This is a genomic window from Neobacillus cucumis (genome assembly GCF_002860255.1).
GTDB classification, from domain to species: domain Bacteria; phylum Bacillota; class Bacilli; order Bacillales; family Cytobacillaceae; genus Neobacillus; species Neobacillus cucumis_A.
In genome coordinates, this window is the sequence record NZ_PGVE01000083.1 from 65,594 (window position 1) to 81,450 (window position 15,857).

Here is a 15,857-nt window from a genome sequence, read left to right on the forward strand (position 1 = left end):
ATTCGAATGAATTCTGCTGACAGGAATTTTTTTGCTTACTTAGATGATATGAACATCGTTACTATTCTTCTTCCCTATTCATATCACCACGGATGGTCATCCGAATTTCACATGATAACAGATGCTGTTAAAACGCAACTAGACATTGTTGAAAAGACTGAGATTGAAGATCACGTTAAATATATTTGTCAGTTTGAGGGAGAAATAACTTTTGGTAAACCCTATTGGATATTTGATGAACATGGCGGGAAAACGGATTTGCAAATTGGTGCAGTCATACGGACCGAACCTTTTGATGAGAAATTTTATTATACAGGGGATGATCTTGGGGTTACCTTTCCTACAGGACAGACCAGTTTTAAACTATGGGCACCGACTGCAACGGGAGTTAAATTAAAATTACGTCCACCAGCCAATGGTTATGCAGAAATCGTTAAGATGAAACGGGAGGATAACGGCGTTTGGTCTGTTTGTCTTAATCGTAATTTGGAATTTTATCAATATAGCTTTCTTGTTCTTGTGAATCAAGAATGGCGGGAGGCAGTAGACCCATATGTCAAGGCGGTAACCGCCAATGGGGAGCAGGGGGTTGTGGTGAAGCTTGAGAAGACATCCAAGCCCAAACGGAATCTAATACGATTAGAAAACCCAGTCGATGCCATTATTTATGAAACGCATATTAGGGATTTTACGATCCATAAAAATAGCGGTGTTAAGCATAGAGGTTTATATTTAGGTGCTGGCGAGCTTGACACTAAAGGTGAGGATGGGGAGCCGACTGGTTTATCTTATGTAAAAGAACTAGGAGTTACCCATATAGAATTTCTCCCGTTTAATGATTATGCCGGAGTTGACGAGTTAAACCCAGCAAAACATTACAACTGGGGATATAATCCCCTCCATTTCAATACTCCTGAGGGAAGTTATGCAACCGATCCATCAAATCCTTATTCCCGAATCAATGAGTTAAAAATATTAATCGAGCAGATTCACAGTATTGGCCTTGGAGTCATTATGGACGTAGTTTTCAATCATGTCTATATCCGTGAACAATCCTCTTTTGAAAAAATTGTCCCGGGATATTATTTTCGTCATAACGAAATTGGATTGCCCTCCAATGGAACCGGTGTTGGAAATGACATTGCCTCCGAGCGGAGGATGGTGCGGAAGTTTATCCTTGATTCCATCATGTTTTGGCTTGAAGAATATCATATAGATGGATTTCGATTTGATTTAATGGGAATTTTAGATGTAACGACGATGAATGAGGTTAGAAAAATTTGTGAAGCCCAATCAAGAGGAATCATTATAATAGGCGAAGGCTGGAACCTCAATACGCCCTTGCCTGCAGCCCAAAAGGCAACCATTGTAAATCAGGCAAAAATGCCTCAAATTGGGCAGTTTAATGATAAATTTAGAGATGTTATTAAAGGCAGTACATTTAATTTATTTGATAAAGGCTATGCTTTAGGGAATGAGCATTTGGTAGATGCCGCCATTGAGGCTATAACTGGCAGTATTGGTTTAACAAAGAAAGGTGCCCGTCTCTTTAATCAGCCTTATCAATCGGTTAATTATGTGGAATGTCATGATAACCATACACTTTGGGATAAACTTAAAGGTTGTTATTCAGAGTTTGATTCTTCGATTCGAAAAAAATACCATCGCCTTGCTACGGGAATCGTCTTACTATCACAGGGTATCCCGTTTTTACACAGTGGACAGGAGTTCTTCCGTACAAAGCAGGGAGATGGCAATAGCTATCGATCACCTGATTCGATTAACCAATTGGATTGGGAACGAAAAAGCAGGTATATAGAGAATGTGGAGTACATTAAGGGACTGATTAAAATTCGCCAGGAATTTTCTTGTTTTCGAATGAGAACTAGTGAAGAGATACGTTCGCATATACAAGCGCTGTCTTTTCCTGCTCCTGTTTTAGGATGTTTATATCAGACACCTGGGTGTGAAATCATCCTTGTGATCAATCCGGCATCCAAAATACAAAAGATTACTCTCCCTAATGGGGAATGGGAGATTCTAGCCAATGATCAATTTGCAGGAATATCCCCCGCGGAATCGATAAAGACCAATGAACTCATAATAGATTCTATTTCATTAAATGTTTTGCTAAAAAAATAGTTTTTCAAGATGACTTGACGGCAAATGGGCATAGGAGATAAAATTTATTAAGATGGCTATTGTGTGCAATGGTTTCAATAGCTTTTTTTTTGTTTAAAAAAAGACTATTGTTATAATTGTGGTTAATAAACCTTCCTGCAGCACAGGTTTTACCCGCATTTTCAGGGGAATAAGCCCATTAGAACGGCATAAATTGAAGGTGAGCAATTTTGGAACATTTACTAGGACAAGAGTGGGAAATAACCCCAGCTGGAGGCAAAACAGGAGAAGCCTTTTATGCAGAATATCAAGACCAAAGGCTTTTTTTAAAGCGGAATTCCTCTCCATTCCTTGCAGTACTATCAGCAGAGGGGATTGTCCCAAAGCTTGTGTGGACAAGACGATTGGAAAATGGAGATGTTATAACAGCGCAGCAATGGCTTCCTGGACGGGAGTTAAATCCCTCTGAAATGAACCAAGAGAGTGTTGCCAGATTGCTAAAGAAAATACACTGTTCTGAACCAATGCTTGGAATGTTGAGCCGGTTGGAGAATTCTCCGGTAAATCCAGAGCCAATTTTACAGTCGATCGTTAACGAGTTGGATGAAGAGGTAGTTTCGTTAGCTGAAACGCAAAAGGCGATCAGTTTTCTTAAAGAGGAAGCTTTAAATGTTTATTGTGATGAGAAAGTAGTTTGTCATGGTGATGTCAACCATAACAACTGGCTGCTTTCAGAAGACAACCAGTTGTATTTGATTGATTGGGACGGAGCAATGATTGCTGACCCTGCCATTGATTTAGGACTGCTTCTTTACTGGTACATTCCAGAAGAAAATTGGGAAGATTGGTTAAATCTTTACGGGAAAGAGCTTACCAATCATTTAAAGCTGAGAATGAAATGGTACGTGACCATTCAAACCTTGTCTTCTATTCAATGGTATAAAAATAAAAATCGTTTTGAAGAAATGAATAAATGGATTGATTTTTTACGCAATATCCTCTAATTACGAAAATTGGTCAATATCATTAACCCATTGCGATAAGTTTTCTTGATTAGATAAGATATGTTGATCTAAATCAGAGGATTGAGTTCCATTTTGACTGTATTGATATACTTCCTGCAGGATATTTTTTACATTCCCGTCAATTTGGGTGTTTACCATAAGGGATTTTACTAAGCGTTCTAATTGTTCACATTCCGATACGGACCCACAGCAATCAGTTTGGTGATTGTTTAAAATATCTTTTAGCAGTGTTACTTGGTCACCATGACTTAATGGCATATAAGCACATCCTTTCAAAGTGGAAGTAGAAAAAGGAATTCACAGTTAGGTTGTGGATTCTTTTTCTCTTTATACGCGAACCTTTTTTCCATTTAGTTTCGACTTGCAAGAAGAAGACCTGCATGGTATCTTTGGAAAGATAACTTTTTTAGGAGTGTCAAAATGAGACTTAGACATAAACCTTGGGCAAAGGAAAAACTAGAGCAGCATCCGCAGTATGTCGTTGCCGAACCGGAAAACTTAAAAGGTAAATGGCATGAGGCTTTCGAAAAAGACCAGCCGCTTCATATTGAAGTGGGAACAGGAAAAGGTCAATTTGTAACAGGAATGGCGAAGGCCAATCCTGACATTAATTATATCGGAATCGAGCTATACGACAGCGTAATTGTCGCGGCATTGGATCGGCTGATTGAAGCGGACTTACCAAATCTTAAGCTTTTAAATGTAAATGCAGCGGAATTAGATAAATACTTTACAAAAAATGATGTGGATCGGATTTATTTAAATTTCTCGGATCCATGGCCAAAGACCCGTCATGAAAAAAGAAGATTAACCTATAAGGATTTCTTAAAGCTTTATGAAAATATATTGGTTGATGGCGGTGAGATTCATTTTAAAACCGATAATCAAGGATTATTTGAATACTCTCTAATGAGTTTTTCTGCTTATGGCTTATTATTGAAATATGTGAGTCTTGATTTCCATAAGAGTGGATATGAAGGCAACATCATGACAGAATATGAGCAGAAATTTTCTGAACGGGGACAAAGGATTTACCGGTGTGAAGTAAAATATCAAAACTAACTTATTTTTTGACAGTTTCCTTTATGGATGCTGTCTTTTTTATTTCATCCAAAATCCAGATAATGCTAATATAGAGAGAAAGGGGGAGATGGAATGGAAACGTTGAAAATTGGAAGTGTTTCTCTAACTTGGTTAACTGGCGGAGTTACCAATATGGATGGTGGTGCCATGTTTGGGGTTGTTCCCAAAGGGCTATGGTCAAAAAAATATCCAGCAAATGAGAAGAATCAAATTGAACTCCCAACCGATCCGATTTTTATTCAAATGAATGGGAAAAATATTTTAGTGGAATCTGGTTTAGGAATGGGGAAATTAACGGAGAAACAATTAAGAAATTATGGGGTTACAAAAGAATCCGAGCTAGAGGCCTCATTTGAACTATTAGGGTTAACTCCTGAAGATATTGATTATGTTTTAATGACCCATCTGCATTTTGACCATGCCTGTGGACTGACCAAGTATGTGGATGGAACGTATATTTCGTCCTTTCCTAATGCCAAAATCATCACTTCTCAAGTGGAGTGGGACGAAATGCGAAGACCCAATATCCGCTCAAAAAATACATATTGGAAAGAGAACTGGGAAGCCATTGAAACTCAAGTAGTTCCTTTTGAAGAAAAATGGGAATTAGAAGCCATTACGATGGTTCATACGGGCAGTCATAGTGATGGGCATTCGATTCTTCTTATCGAAGACGAGGGGGAAATAGCCATTCATATGGCAGACCTGATGGCCACACACGTTCATCAAAATGTATTATGGGTTATGGCTTATGACGACTATCCAATGACTTCTATTGCCGCTAAGCAAAAGTGGCTTAGCCTAGGTCTTGCAAAAAATGCTTGGTTTACTTTCTATCATGATGCTTTTTACAGAGCTGTAAAATGGGATGCTGACGGTAAGCAGATGGTTGACAGTATAAAAAGGAAACAATAAAGATAAAAAAGCCGTATCCCTTATGTGGATGCGGCAAATTTTTTACTTTATAAACTAGGTTCATTTGAAAAAGGGGTTACTTCTAACAATGCCCCTGTCTTTGCATCTGCAATAAATTCAAATTGTTCGTTCAACCCTTGGTGATTTTGCGAGATTCCGCCTTTATATACATTATAGGTAATTAGGTTTTTTTCATAAGGCTCTGACGTCATATGGATCCATGAGCCGCTAATGGGGCCATTTTGTTTAAATTGTTTTTTTACCGCCCCTAAAACCTTTTCCGGTGTTACATTCGTGTTTTGGCAAAGGATTTCCTTCGTCATATATCCGCTAATCATACCAACCGCCGCACCTAAGAAAAAAGTCTTCCAATTCATTTGTCCACCTCCAAATGAGAAAAGATTCTACTCTCAGTATACCGTATTTAATGTTAAGTGGATAATAATACTGTATGAAAATGAATTGTTGGTAACAAATGAGAGGATTCTGTAAAATATACATGAAGAGCCAATCTCCGCATATAACTCAGAGTGGTAGGACTAAGAAAGCAGTGTCCTAACTAAATACATAAAAGGAGTCTAAACTAAACATGAATGAACAAACATTAAAGCTTTTTCAAACATTAACAGAGCTGCCAGGGGCACCTGGGAATGAGCACTTAGTAAGAAATTTTATGAGAGAACAGCTGTCGTTATACTCAGATGAAATTGTTCAAGATAACTTGGGAAGTATCTTTGGTGTAAAGAAAGGAAAACAACAAGGACCAAGAGTAATGGTTGCAGGACATATGGATGAAGTGGGATTCATGGTAACGGCCATTACGGAAAATGGAATGATCCGCTTTCAGCCGCTTGGCGGCTGGTGGAGTCAAGTACTCCTAGCCCAGCGTGTCCAAGTCATGACAAAGAATGGTCCAGTTATTGGTGTTGTTGGTTCTATTCCACCGCATTTATTAGATGAATCAAAGAAAAATAAACCTATGGAAATAAAGAATATGTTGATTGATATTGGTGCTGATAATCGAGAAGATGCTGAACGAATCGGTATTAAACCGGGGCAGGCAATCCTTCCAATTTGCCCATTTACTCCGATGGCTAATGAAAAGAAAATTTTAGCAAAAGCATGGGATAATCGATACGGCTGTGGACTTGCAATTGAACTGCTCCAAGAGCTTACAGATGCTACATTGCCTAATACTCTTTATTCCGGGGCAACCGTTCAAGAGGAAGTGGGTTTACGAGGGGCTCAAACCGCTTCCAATATGATTAAGCCGGATATCTTTTTTGCCCTTGACGCCAGTCCGGCAAATGATATGACAGGGGATAAAACAGAATTTGGTCAGCTAGGAAAGGGTACGTTGCTCCGCATCCTTGACCGTTCCATGGTTACTCATCGAGGCATGCGCGAATTTGTGCTTGATACGGCTGAAACACACCAAATTCCCTATCAATATTTTGTCTCACAGGGTGGGACAGATGCTGGACGGGTCCATTTAACCAATGAAGGTGTACCGAGTGCAGTGGTTGGGATATGTTCCCGTTATATTCATACACATGCTTCAATCATCCATATTGATGATTATGCAGCTGCCAAAGAATTATTGGTAAAACTCGTTAAAGCATGCGACCAGACAACGGTAGATACCATTAAATCAAACAGCTAACCTTTAAGAGGCATGTTATCATGCCTCCTTTTCATTTAAAAAAGGGAGAATCCAAAATGAGAATAATAATCGGATCAAAGAATCCAGCAAAAATTACAGCCGTTCAAAATAGCTTCTCAAAAATGGACTGTGAATTCATGTCATTAGATATTCCATCAGGTGTAAAAGAGCAGCCTTTTTCTGATGAAGAAACCATTCAAGGTGCTATTAATCGTGCTAAAGGTGCACTTGCACAAGGAAATGGTGAGATTGGTATTGGTCTAGAAGGCGGTGTGCAGGAGACTAGCCATGGATTATTATTGTGTAACTGGGGGGCGCTCGCTGCGAATGGTATGGAACCGTTAATTGCCGGTGGAGCAAGATTTCTTTTACCGGAAGAAGTGGCTGCTAGACTTAGAGCAGGCGAGGAATTAGGACCAGTTATGGATGATTATGCTAAAAAGAAAAATGTTAGGAAACAAGAAGGGGCAGTTGGCATTTTTACAAATGGCCTAGTCAATCGAGTGGACATGTTTACACATTTGACAACTCTTTTAGTTGGGCAATTTTCCTATTATTCAAACATAAAAAGCAACTTCTAGCTTTTAGTTTAAGATGGACAATTAAATGCGTTCTGCAATTGTGCATAACATTGGACGGTGTAAAGAGAATATTGTTATGATTTGTATGGAAACTTAACAAAGGGAGCAAGTTTCGAATTAAAATTAGACGGGGGCGTTCAATTTGAAAAATTTAGAATCACTCGAGCAATTTGAGCAGCTGCGGGATCAGGATAAAACCATTTTTATGTTTTCTGCAGAATGGTGTGGAGATTGCCGTTTTATAGAGCCAGCATTACCGGAGATTGAAGAGAAGTTTAAAGAATATACATTTATTCATGTTGACCGCGATCAATTTATTGATTTATGTCAGCGAGTAGACGTATATGGAATACCAAGCTTTATTGCCTACGAGAACGGAAAAGAGCTTGGCCGCTTTGTAAGTAAAGACCGGAAAACACAAGAAGAAATTGAAGCATTTATTTCTGAATTGAAATAATAGAGCTCAAAAACCCCTGTCTCACTTTAAGAGAAGGGGTTTTTTTAGTAAAATAGAATAATCTTCTTATCAGGAGGAGTATCACATGAAAATGGACAGTAGACTCATGCGCCAGAAACTAGAGTCACGTTTGGCGGAAGACGATAGACTAATTTCTTATGACAGGGAAAAGGATCAGCTTCGAGTGGAAAGTAAATCGACCGGTAAAGGAATCACGATCGGATTACCAGGAATAATCGCCAAATGGCATGTTGAAAAAGAAAAGGCAATCGATGAAATTATTTATTATGTTCAAGAAGGTCTGCGTGCCATGGATGATGCTGCTGATTTAAAAGAACAGGTAAAAAAGATTTTTCCTGTTATACGGTCAGCATCATTTCCAGCTGAAGCAGAAGAAGGGGTCCCATTCCTAGCAGAAGAACATACTGCAGAGACAAAAATTTATTATGCAATTGATATGGGAAAATCCTATCGATTGATTGATGCGCGGATGATGGAAAAAGAAGGTTGGAGCGCTAACAGTATAAAAGAAATGGCCTTATTTAATGTAAGGTCCCTATCCACTCCAGTAAAGGAAGATCAAGTCGCCGGGAATATCTTTTATTTCCTTAACACCAATGATGGCTATGATGCCAGCAGAATCTTAAATAAGGGATTTCTTCATGAGATGGAGAAGCGAATCACAGGAACAATGGTACTAGCTGTTCCTCATCAGGATGTGTTAATTATTGCTGATATACGAAATGATAGGGGCTATGATGTTATTGCCCAAATGGCCATGAGCTTTTTTGCGAATGGAAGAGTACCGATTACTGCCTTGTCGTTTTTATATGAGGACGGTGAATTGGAGCCAATTTTTATTTTAGGTAAAAATAAATGAATCATGAAAGGGATCACATCAAGTGGTCTTTTTTCATGGTAACCTTCCTAATGTATCCAATTTGAACATAATTCGACTCATTCTTGAGAATTGTGTCGATAAAATAAGAAAAACTGATAAAATAGAATGATAGATGAACAAGAAAGAGTGATAGTTTTGAGCTGGATCCAAAACTTTTTCCAAAAGTTAAGGAAAGAAGAGGAAGAAAAAATTACTGATTATATCCTTCATAAGGAATCAGGGGAACAGGTTTCTACTAATCAATATGATAGCATAAAGGATTTGGATGCCAGAATAGCCTATCAATATCCAAAGGGCGGCCATATCACACCAAAGTCTGAAAGGTTAAATCAAGCCCCAAGGCCAAAAAAGCTAAATCAAGCACCAATAGCTGAAAAGTTAAATCAAAGGCAGGGAAAAAAGCGTTCGAAGCGGTTAGAGGATCTCCCTAACAAAAGTAGCTTAGTGGAAAATCCAAAAATTACAACGGAATTGCCAACGATACATACAAACACAAAAGAACAAAAATCCCGCCCGCGCGGTCCATTTCAACCGACAGAGATACCTTCGCCTGTTTTTGGGTTTAATCGTCCCCAAAAGATAACAGCTGTTGTTGAGCATGAATTAAGCAGGTTTTTAGATGATGAACTTGATGTCTTGTTGGAAAAAGGTTATGAGACAAAGCACCATCTGGCAGATGACACAATTAATAACGAACAGGTTGAAATTACACACCATAGGGATCACAACAGGATTATTCAAACAACAGTGGTTGTAGAAGGCACGATTCCCCCAGTACAAGGCGATACTAATTCTGTTCAAGCGATTGAACCTATTTTTGAAATAAGCTATCCAGCGGTGGCTGATGAGGGCTCAGAGAAGAAGAATTTGGCTGAAGCAGATGAAATTTCCTTTGTGGATAATGTTGTAACAGAAGGTGATATGTATCCACTTGAGAGAGTCGATAATCAAGTAGTCGTACGCGAAATCTCTTCTGAAGAACATCAGCAAGTATCAATGAATACACTTCCTTTTGGGATAGAGGATAGCCATGCTGGGCAGACAGAAGAGATTGTAGAGGAACGTTCGAAAGTAGAAACTTCTTCACCAACACGGTCCCGATTGCCTTTTAATGTTATGATGCTCAAGCAGGATAAACAGAAATGGGAAGAAAGAAAGCGGAAAAGGGAGTACGAACAAGAGCTGCTGGGACAAAAAGCGAAAACTGAAGAGAAAGAAGTCCCGGTTAAAGAAAGGCCATCCATGATTGAGCAAGTTCAAAATGAGGAACAGCACGATGGTTTATATGTTCTTCCAAAGACCAATTTGTTAAGCCCCCCTGTCACTGAAGTGCTTGATTCAGCTTGGATTGAAGGGCAAAAGGAGCTATTAAACCAAACACTAAAGAATTTTAATGTAGGGGCAAGTGTAGTCAATGTGACCCAGGGTCCGTCAGTTACCCGCTTTGAAGTACAGCCGGAACCGGGTGTGAAAGTAAATAAAATAACTAATTTAAGTGATGATATTAAATTAAGCCTTGCGGCACGGGATATCCGAATTGAGGCTCCAATCCCCGGAAAACATACGATTGGAATTGAAGTGCCAAACCAAAAATCAAGACCGGTTTTAATAAATGAAATTATCGGAAGTAAGGTTTTTAAAGAGTCCGCCTCACCGTTAACAGCTGTACTAGGACTTGATATTGCAGGGAAACCAATTGTTACGGATTTAAAAAAAATGCCGCATGGCCTTATTGCCGGAGCAACTGGATCAGGAAAGAGTGTATGTATTAACTCGATTTTGATTAGTCTGTTATATAAGGCTCGTCCGGAGGAGTTAAAACTCTTGCTTATTGACCCTAAGATGGTAGAGCTTGCACCTTATAATTCGATTCCACACCTAGTCAGCCCTGTTATAACCGATGTAAAGGCTGCAACAGCGGCATTGAAGTGGGCAGTTGATGAAATGGAGCGTCGCTATGAACTTTTTGCCCATACAGGAGTTCGTGATATTAACCGTTTCAACGAATTAGCTGTTCACCATAAACGATACTCTGATAAATTGCCATTCATTGTAATCATTATAGATGAGCTGGCCGATTTAATGATGATGTCGCCTGCTGATGTGGAGGAAGCTATATGCCGGATTGCTCAAAAAGCTAGGGCTTGCGGCATACACTTGATTGTGGCAACGCAAAGACCATCTGTCGATGTTATTACAGGATTAATTAAGGCGAATATTCCAACACGGATTGCCTTTTCTGTTTCTTCTCAAGTGGATTCACGGACAATTATAGATATAAGTGGGGCAGAGAGACTCCTTGGCCGTGGTGATATGCTATTTTTAGAGAATGGTGCATCTAAACCTGTCCGACTGCAAGGAACCTTTGTCTCGGATGACGAAATTGATCTTGTCGTTGCACATGTGAGAGAGCAGCAAGAGCCTGACTACTTATTTGAGCAGGAAGAACTGCTAAAAAAGGCACAAATTACCGAAGACGAGGATGAATTGTTTTACGATGCCTGTGAATTTATCGTAAACAATGGCGGTGCTTCTACATCAAGCTTACAGAGGCGCTTTAAAATTGGATATAATCGAGCAGCAAGATTAATGGATATGCTTGAACAAAACGGGTATATCACCGGGGCAAATGGAAGTAAAGCACGTGAAGTTTTAATCACAGAGGCTGATTTACAAGCAATGCAAGACTAATAATTTTTAAAAATGGTTAGATACCAAAAATAGTAAGTTACAACAAATAGTTTTTATTCCTGAACAGTGCTATAATATTAAAATGATTTCTTATAATAATAAAACAACGTGTGCTTACATACTGATTAGCAAATGCAGACAGATTTCATATACTGTTTAACAGTATTACGTTGGTTGGAGGTTCTTCTATGACTATTTACCATTTTGTAGGTATAAAGGGGTCTGGAATGAGTGCGCTGGCACAAGTTCTTCATGATATGAAGTTTCAGGTGCAAGGCTCCGATGTCGAAAAGCGCTTTTTTACACAACTGGCTCTCGAACAATCAGGGATCACCATTCTTCCCTTCCAGAAGGAAAATATTAAGCCAGGCATGACAATTATTGCAGGAAATGCTTTTCCTGATACCCATGAGGAAATACAAGAGGCAATGAAACTTGGACTTCCTATCATTCGGTACCATCGTTTTTTAGGCGATTTCATGCAGAACTTTACAAGCATCGCCATAACTGGTGCGCACGGAAAAACATCAACGACAGGATTGCTTTCTCATGTAATCGCTGGGGCAAAACCAACATCCTTTTTAATTGGTGATGGAACAGGTAAGGGCGAGGAAGGGGCAGAGTATTTTGTCTTTGAAGCTTGCGAATACAGAAGACATTTCTTATCGTACTTTCCTGATTATGCGATTATGACAAACATTGACTTTGACCATCCGGATTATTTTGCCAATATTGAGGACGTTTTTTCTGCCTTTCAAGAGATGGCAGTCCAGGTTAAAAAAGGGATCTTTGCGTATGGAGACGATGAGCAGCTTCAAAAAATCCAAGCCAAGGTGCCCGTTCTATTCTATGGCTTTGGTGAAGAAAATGACTATCAAGCCAAGAACATAGTGAAGACCACTCATGGAACAAGCTTTGATGTGTTTATTCGAAATACCTACTATGACAATTTTTCGATACCGACCTTTGGTGATCATAGTGTACTAAATGCACTATCTGTCATCGGTGTATGTCACTACGAGGAAATCGACGTGGAAGTGGTTAAGGAACGTCTTCAAACCTTCCAAGGTGTTAAAAGAAGATTCTCTGAAAAGAGAGTTGGGACGCAGATTTTGATTGATGACTATGCCCATCATCCAACAGAAATTAGGGCGACAATTGATGCAGCTAAGCAAAAATATCCAGATAAAGAAATTGTTGCAGTTTTTCAGCCGCATACCTTTACACGGACTCAAGCCTTCTTGGAGGATTTTGCTGAAAGCTTACGACAAGCTGATAAAACCTATCTGTGTGAAATTTTTGGGTCTGCCAGAGAAAATCACGGCAAGCTGACAATTAAAGACCTGCAAGATAAAATTGAGGGCTCTAAAGTACTTTCTGAAGAGAATACCGCTGTTTTAAACAATCATGATAACAGTGTTATTATATTCATGGGTGCAGGCGACATTCAAAAATTCCAAGAGTCCTATGAAAAACAACTCTCGTAAAAAAAGAAAACATAAAAAGGATGCCAGCATTTGGCATCCTTTTGTGTTACTTCAAGTTATCTGGATTTAGTACATCTAACTCTGGAAGAACGAACAGACCGTCTTTGCGGATTAAGACATCATCAAAATAAATTTCACCGCCGCCATATTCTTCGCGTTGAATATTGACCATATCCCAATGGATATTTGAATGATTTCCATTAAAAGCATCATCATAGCATTGGCCAGGAGTAAAGTGGAAACTTCCTGCAATTTTTTCATCAAACAAGATATCTTGCATAGGCGTAAGGATAAATGGATTCACCCCAATGGCAAATTCCCCAACATAACGAGCCCCTTCGTCTGTATCAAAAATTTTATTAATACGGCTTGTATCATTAGATACTGCTTCAACTATTTTGCCATCTTTAAAGGTTAGTTTCACATTCTCAAATGTAAAGCCTTGGTAAGGGGATGGAGTATTATAGGTAATAACACCATTAACTGAATCCTTTACCGGAGCTGTATATACTTCCCCGTCAGGGATATTTAATCTTCCGGCACATTTAATAGCTGGGATATCTTTGATGGAAAAACTTAGGTCAGTTCCAGGGCCCTTGATGCGGACCTTATCAGTACGGTTCATTAATTCTACTAGGCTATCCATCGCTTGGTCCATTTTTGCATAGTCAAGATTGCAAACATTGAAGTAAAAGTCTTCGAATGCTTCTGTGCTCATCTTAGCTAATTGTGCCATGGAAGCTGTTGGGTACCTAAGGACAACCCATTTTGTTTTCGGCACACGAATTTCACGGTGAACTTTCTTGCCGATAGTATTGCCATGTATTTTCATTTTTTCATCCGGTACGTCAGATTGCTCACTGATATTATCACCAGATCTCAGCCCTATGTATGCATCCATTTTACTCATGACGTTTGCTTCAAACTCAGCCATCATGTTAAATTGCTCTTCTTGTGCCCCTATTAAAAGAGAACGGTCAACTTGATGATCTTTTAATAGGACAAACGGATATCCGCCAGCTGCATATGCTTCCTTTACAAGTGCAGTAACCAGCTCACGCTGCAACCCAAAATTCTCAATCAGTACCCTTTCGCCCTTTTGAAGCTGGACAGAATAATTAATTAAATTTTTAGCAAGTTTCTCAATACGAGGATCTTTCATCCTAACGCCTCCAAAACAATTATTCAGTTCTATTGTACCCGAATTTAGTTAGAAACTTGAAATGACAACATTTAAAAAGCTGATTTTTTTATCAAATGGCAGGAAAACAAGACAAAGGCATGGAAGTAGTATAAGATTATTTACGAGGTTTATATCAAGAAAGAATCGGAAATACATAGGTATAGGATTTAAGGCGGAGGTGCACGATGCAAATTATTTTATACTTAAGCGTAGCTTTGATTGCCATCGCATTTTTTGTGTTAGTAATCTATTTGTCAAAGACGCTTAAATCACTTCAGGTTACACTAACAAGCGTTTCGGACACATTGAGTGGATTAGAAAAGCAGTTGGATGGTGTCACAACGGAAACAACCTTACTTCTGCAAAAAACAAACGCACTTGCAGAAGATATTCAGCAAAAATCAGAAAGTCTAAATAGTGTTGTTGAGGCCGTGAAGGGTGTCGGTACAACAGTGACCAAATTTAATGGGACACTAAAGAATATTACTCAATCAGTTGATCAGCAGGTGGAGGAAAGTAAGGAAAAGATTTCGCAAATTGTTCAATGGGGGAATATTCTCCTTGAATTAAAAGAGAAATGGCAGGCTAGGAGACATCCTAAACAGGAAGTAAATGTAAATGAGAGACAAAGAGTAAGGTCACATTAATAAAGGAGGAAGATCATGACTAGTAGAGAATATGAATCAAGAGAATCCAATCAAAACCGCAGTGAGGGAACTTCTAGCACCTTCTTGTGGGGGGCAGTCATTGGCGGGGTAGTAGGGGCTGCAGCAGCCTTGCTTTTGGCGCCTAAATCCGGTAAAGAGCTTCGTTCCACCCTAGGCAGTCAAGCGGATACAATTATGGATAAATCGGTGAATTTGCGGGAAAATGTAATTGCCAAAAGCAACGAATTGGTTGCCAAAACCTCATCTATTTCTCAGGGAATTGTCCTGCAATCCTCAGATCTTGTGAATAAAGTGAAAGGAAAAGCTTCAAATAAGAACAACAACGGAAATGAAGATACTGAAGTTACTTATATTCCAATTCAGAATCCGAATGAAGCCTCAGCTGAAAAGAAAGTGGAAACTACATCACTTGATAGCACAGATATAAGAAAAAAATTAGAAGAAGCGCAAAAGGCATTTGATGAAGAGGAAAATAAGGTCAAACTTTAAAATAGTTTTTTATATTTGTGATACAAATGGTGAAGTGTTAAAATTACTTCACCATTTATTTTTTATATTTAATACTTTGGAGGTAAAAGAATGCTTAAAAAAATTGATACAGTTCAACAATTTGATGAATTAATTAATAACGGTGGTAAATTCTTCTTTTTAAAACATAGTTTAACATGCCCAATCAGTCTTGCTGCATATAAAGAATATGAAAAGTTTGCAGGCACCAATGAGGATGCCCCTACTTACTATTTAGCCGTTCAGGATTCACGTCCATTATCAAATGAAATTGCGGAACGCTTCGAAATAAAACATGAATCACCACAGGCTATTCTTTTCTCCGAAGGAAAGGCTGTATGGAATGCATCCCATTGGAAAATTACTAGCCGATCCCTTACAGATGCGAATTCTGAAAAATAAAAGATTAAAATTAAAAATTTTAAGTAAACTTTTTAAAAGAACACGCATATATTACTCTCTATAAGCCAATTCACTTTAGTGCTTAAAAGCGTTTAATTGTTAAAGAAAAAACAGGTGACAAAGAATTGTTTTTCAGCTATAATAAGCCTAATTATTCAAAAATTATAAAATTT

Annotated in this window: 16 protein-coding genes; 13 read left to right on the top strand and 3 right to left on the bottom strand. The window is 38.7% G+C overall.

Features of this window, described 5'->3' with window-relative positions; genetic code table 11:
* Positions 1-6 precede the first annotated feature (6 nt).
* Both pulA and CVD27_RS22250 read left to right on the top strand, forming a co-directional pair.
* Complete coding sequence (pulA, locus tag CVD27_RS22245) at positions 7-2,142, top strand: type I pullulanase (protein WP_101650562.1); 2,136 nt, start codon at positions 7-9, stop codon at positions 2,140-2,142.
* Positions 2,143-2,351: 209 nt separating this feature from the next.
* Entirely contained in the window at positions 2,352-3,125 is a 774-nt protein-coding gene (locus CVD27_RS22250) for a phosphotransferase family protein (protein WP_101650564.1), read from the top strand.
* Here the strand turns inward: CVD27_RS22250 and CVD27_RS22255 are convergent, their stop codons facing one another.
* The gene (locus tag CVD27_RS22255) at positions 3,126-3,404 is read right to left on the bottom strand and encodes a YtzH-like family protein (protein ID WP_101650566.1); all 279 of its coding nucleotides are present in this window, start codon (positions 3,402-3,404) and stop codon (positions 3,126-3,128) included.
* A 162-nt stretch (positions 3,405-3,566) separates the two neighbouring features.
* On the opposite strand from CVD27_RS22255, the gene trmB reads away from it, so the two are divergent.
* Complete coding sequence (gene trmB, locus CVD27_RS22260) at positions 3,567-4,208, top strand: tRNA (guanosine(46)-N7)-methyltransferase TrmB (protein ID WP_101650568.1); 642 nt, start codon at positions 3,567-3,569, stop codon at positions 4,206-4,208.
* A gap of 93 nt (positions 4,209-4,301) precedes the next feature.
* Positions 4,302-5,144 carry a YtnP family quorum-quenching lactonase gene (locus CVD27_RS22265; protein WP_101650569.1) on the top strand — a complete coding sequence of 281 codons (843 nt, stop codon included), beginning with the start codon at positions 4,302-4,304 and terminating at the stop codon, positions 5,142-5,144.
* A gap of 47 nt (positions 5,145-5,191) precedes the next feature.
* Here the strand turns inward: CVD27_RS22265 and CVD27_RS22270 are convergent, their stop codons facing one another.
* Positions 5,192-5,521: a hypothetical protein gene (locus CVD27_RS22270; RefSeq protein ID WP_101650571.1), complete on the bottom strand. Its 330-nt coding sequence runs from the start codon at positions 5,519-5,521 to the stop codon at positions 5,192-5,194.
* Between the two features lie 212 nt (positions 5,522-5,733).
* Between CVD27_RS22270 and CVD27_RS22275 the strand changes: the two genes are divergently transcribed.
* From CVD27_RS22275 to murC, 6 genes are all read left to right on the top strand, one after another.
* Positions 5,734-6,807, top strand: coding sequence for a M42 family metallopeptidase (locus CVD27_RS22275; RefSeq protein WP_101650573.1), 1,074 nt, complete (start codon positions 5,734-5,736; stop codon positions 6,805-6,807).
* Between the two features lie 56 nt (positions 6,808-6,863).
* On the top strand, positions 6,864-7,388 hold the full coding sequence (locus tag CVD27_RS22280) for a DUF84 family protein (RefSeq protein WP_101650620.1): 525 nt from the start codon (positions 6,864-6,866) through the stop codon (positions 7,386-7,388).
* 142 nt (positions 7,389-7,530) lie between these two features.
* Positions 7,531-7,845, top strand: coding sequence for a thioredoxin family protein (locus CVD27_RS22285; RefSeq protein ID WP_101650575.1), 315 nt, complete (start codon positions 7,531-7,533; stop codon positions 7,843-7,845).
* A gap of 91 nt (positions 7,846-7,936) precedes the next feature.
* The gene (locus CVD27_RS22290) at positions 7,937-8,725 is read left to right on the top strand and encodes a DUF1444 domain-containing protein (RefSeq protein ID WP_101650623.1); all 789 of its coding nucleotides are present in this window, start codon (positions 7,937-7,939) and stop codon (positions 8,723-8,725) included.
* Positions 8,726-8,881: 156 nt separating this feature from the next.
* Entirely contained in the window at positions 8,882-11,437 is a 2,556-nt protein-coding gene (locus CVD27_RS22295) for a DNA translocase FtsK (protein WP_257984459.1), read from the top strand.
* 188 nt (positions 11,438-11,625) lie between these two features.
* Positions 11,626-12,924 (top strand): UDP-N-acetylmuramate--L-alanine ligase, encoded by a 1,299-nt coding sequence (gene murC / locus CVD27_RS22300; RefSeq protein WP_101650579.1) that lies wholly within the window; start codon positions 11,626-11,628, stop codon positions 12,922-12,924.
* Positions 12,925-12,970: 46 nt separating this feature from the next.
* On the opposite strand, the gene CVD27_RS22305 is transcribed toward murC, so the two are convergent.
* Positions 12,971-14,086, bottom strand: coding sequence for an aminopeptidase (locus CVD27_RS22305; RefSeq protein ID WP_101650581.1), 1,116 nt, complete (start codon positions 14,084-14,086; stop codon positions 12,971-12,973).
* Between the two features lie 206 nt (positions 14,087-14,292).
* On the opposite strand from CVD27_RS22305, the gene CVD27_RS22310 reads away from it, so the two are divergent.
* The 3 genes from CVD27_RS22310 to ytxJ all read left to right on the top strand — a co-directional run bounded on the left by CVD27_RS22310 (position 14,293) and on the right by ytxJ (position 15,684).
* Positions 14,293-14,754 carry a DUF948 domain-containing protein gene (locus CVD27_RS22310; RefSeq protein ID WP_101650584.1) on the top strand — a complete coding sequence of 154 codons (462 nt, stop codon included), beginning with the start codon at positions 14,293-14,295 and terminating at the stop codon, positions 14,752-14,754.
* A 15-nt stretch (positions 14,755-14,769) separates the two neighbouring features.
* Entirely contained in the window at positions 14,770-15,264 is a 495-nt protein-coding gene (locus CVD27_RS22315) for a YtxH domain-containing protein (protein ID WP_101650586.1), read from the top strand.
* Between the two features lie 90 nt (positions 15,265-15,354).
* Positions 15,355-15,684, top strand: coding sequence for a bacillithiol system redox-active protein YtxJ (ytxJ, locus tag CVD27_RS22320; RefSeq protein ID WP_101650587.1), 330 nt, complete (start codon positions 15,355-15,357; stop codon positions 15,682-15,684).
* Positions 15,685-15,857: the final 173 nt, after the last annotated feature.

Coding starts and splice junctions, on each gene's coding strand:
- pulA (WP_101650562.1), top strand. CDS start 7: ATGAATTCTGCTGACAGGAATTTTTTTGCTTACTTAGATGATATGAAC.
- CVD27_RS22255 (WP_101650566.1), bottom strand. CDS start 3,404: ATGCCATTAAGTCATGGTGACCAAGTAACACTGCTAAAAGATATTTTA.
- trmB (WP_101650568.1), top strand. CDS start 3,567: ATGAGACTTAGACATAAACCTTGGGCAAAGGAAAAACTAGAGCAGCAT.
- CVD27_RS22265 (WP_101650569.1), top strand. CDS start 4,302: ATGGAAACGTTGAAAATTGGAAGTGTTTCTCTAACTTGGTTAACTGGC.
- CVD27_RS22270 (WP_101650571.1), bottom strand. CDS start 5,521: ATGAATTGGAAGACTTTTTTCTTAGGTGCGGCGGTTGGTATGATTAGC.
- CVD27_RS22275 (WP_101650573.1), top strand. CDS start 5,734: ATGAATGAACAAACATTAAAGCTTTTTCAAACATTAACAGAGCTGCCA.
- CVD27_RS22280 (WP_101650620.1), top strand. CDS start 6,864: ATGAGAATAATAATCGGATCAAAGAATCCAGCAAAAATTACAGCCGTT.
- CVD27_RS22290 (WP_101650623.1), top strand. CDS start 7,937: ATGGACAGTAGACTCATGCGCCAGAAACTAGAGTCACGTTTGGCGGAA.
- murC (WP_101650579.1), top strand. CDS start 11,626: ATGACTATTTACCATTTTGTAGGTATAAAGGGGTCTGGAATGAGTGCG.
- CVD27_RS22305 (WP_101650581.1), bottom strand. CDS start 14,086: ATGAAAGATCCTCGTATTGAGAAACTTGCTAAAAATTTAATTAATTAT.
- CVD27_RS22310 (WP_101650584.1), top strand. CDS start 14,293: ATGCAAATTATTTTATACTTAAGCGTAGCTTTGATTGCCATCGCATTT.
- CVD27_RS22315 (WP_101650586.1), top strand. CDS start 14,770: ATGACTAGTAGAGAATATGAATCAAGAGAATCCAATCAAAACCGCAGT.
- ytxJ (WP_101650587.1), top strand. CDS start 15,355: ATGCTTAAAAAAATTGATACAGTTCAACAATTTGATGAATTAATTAAT.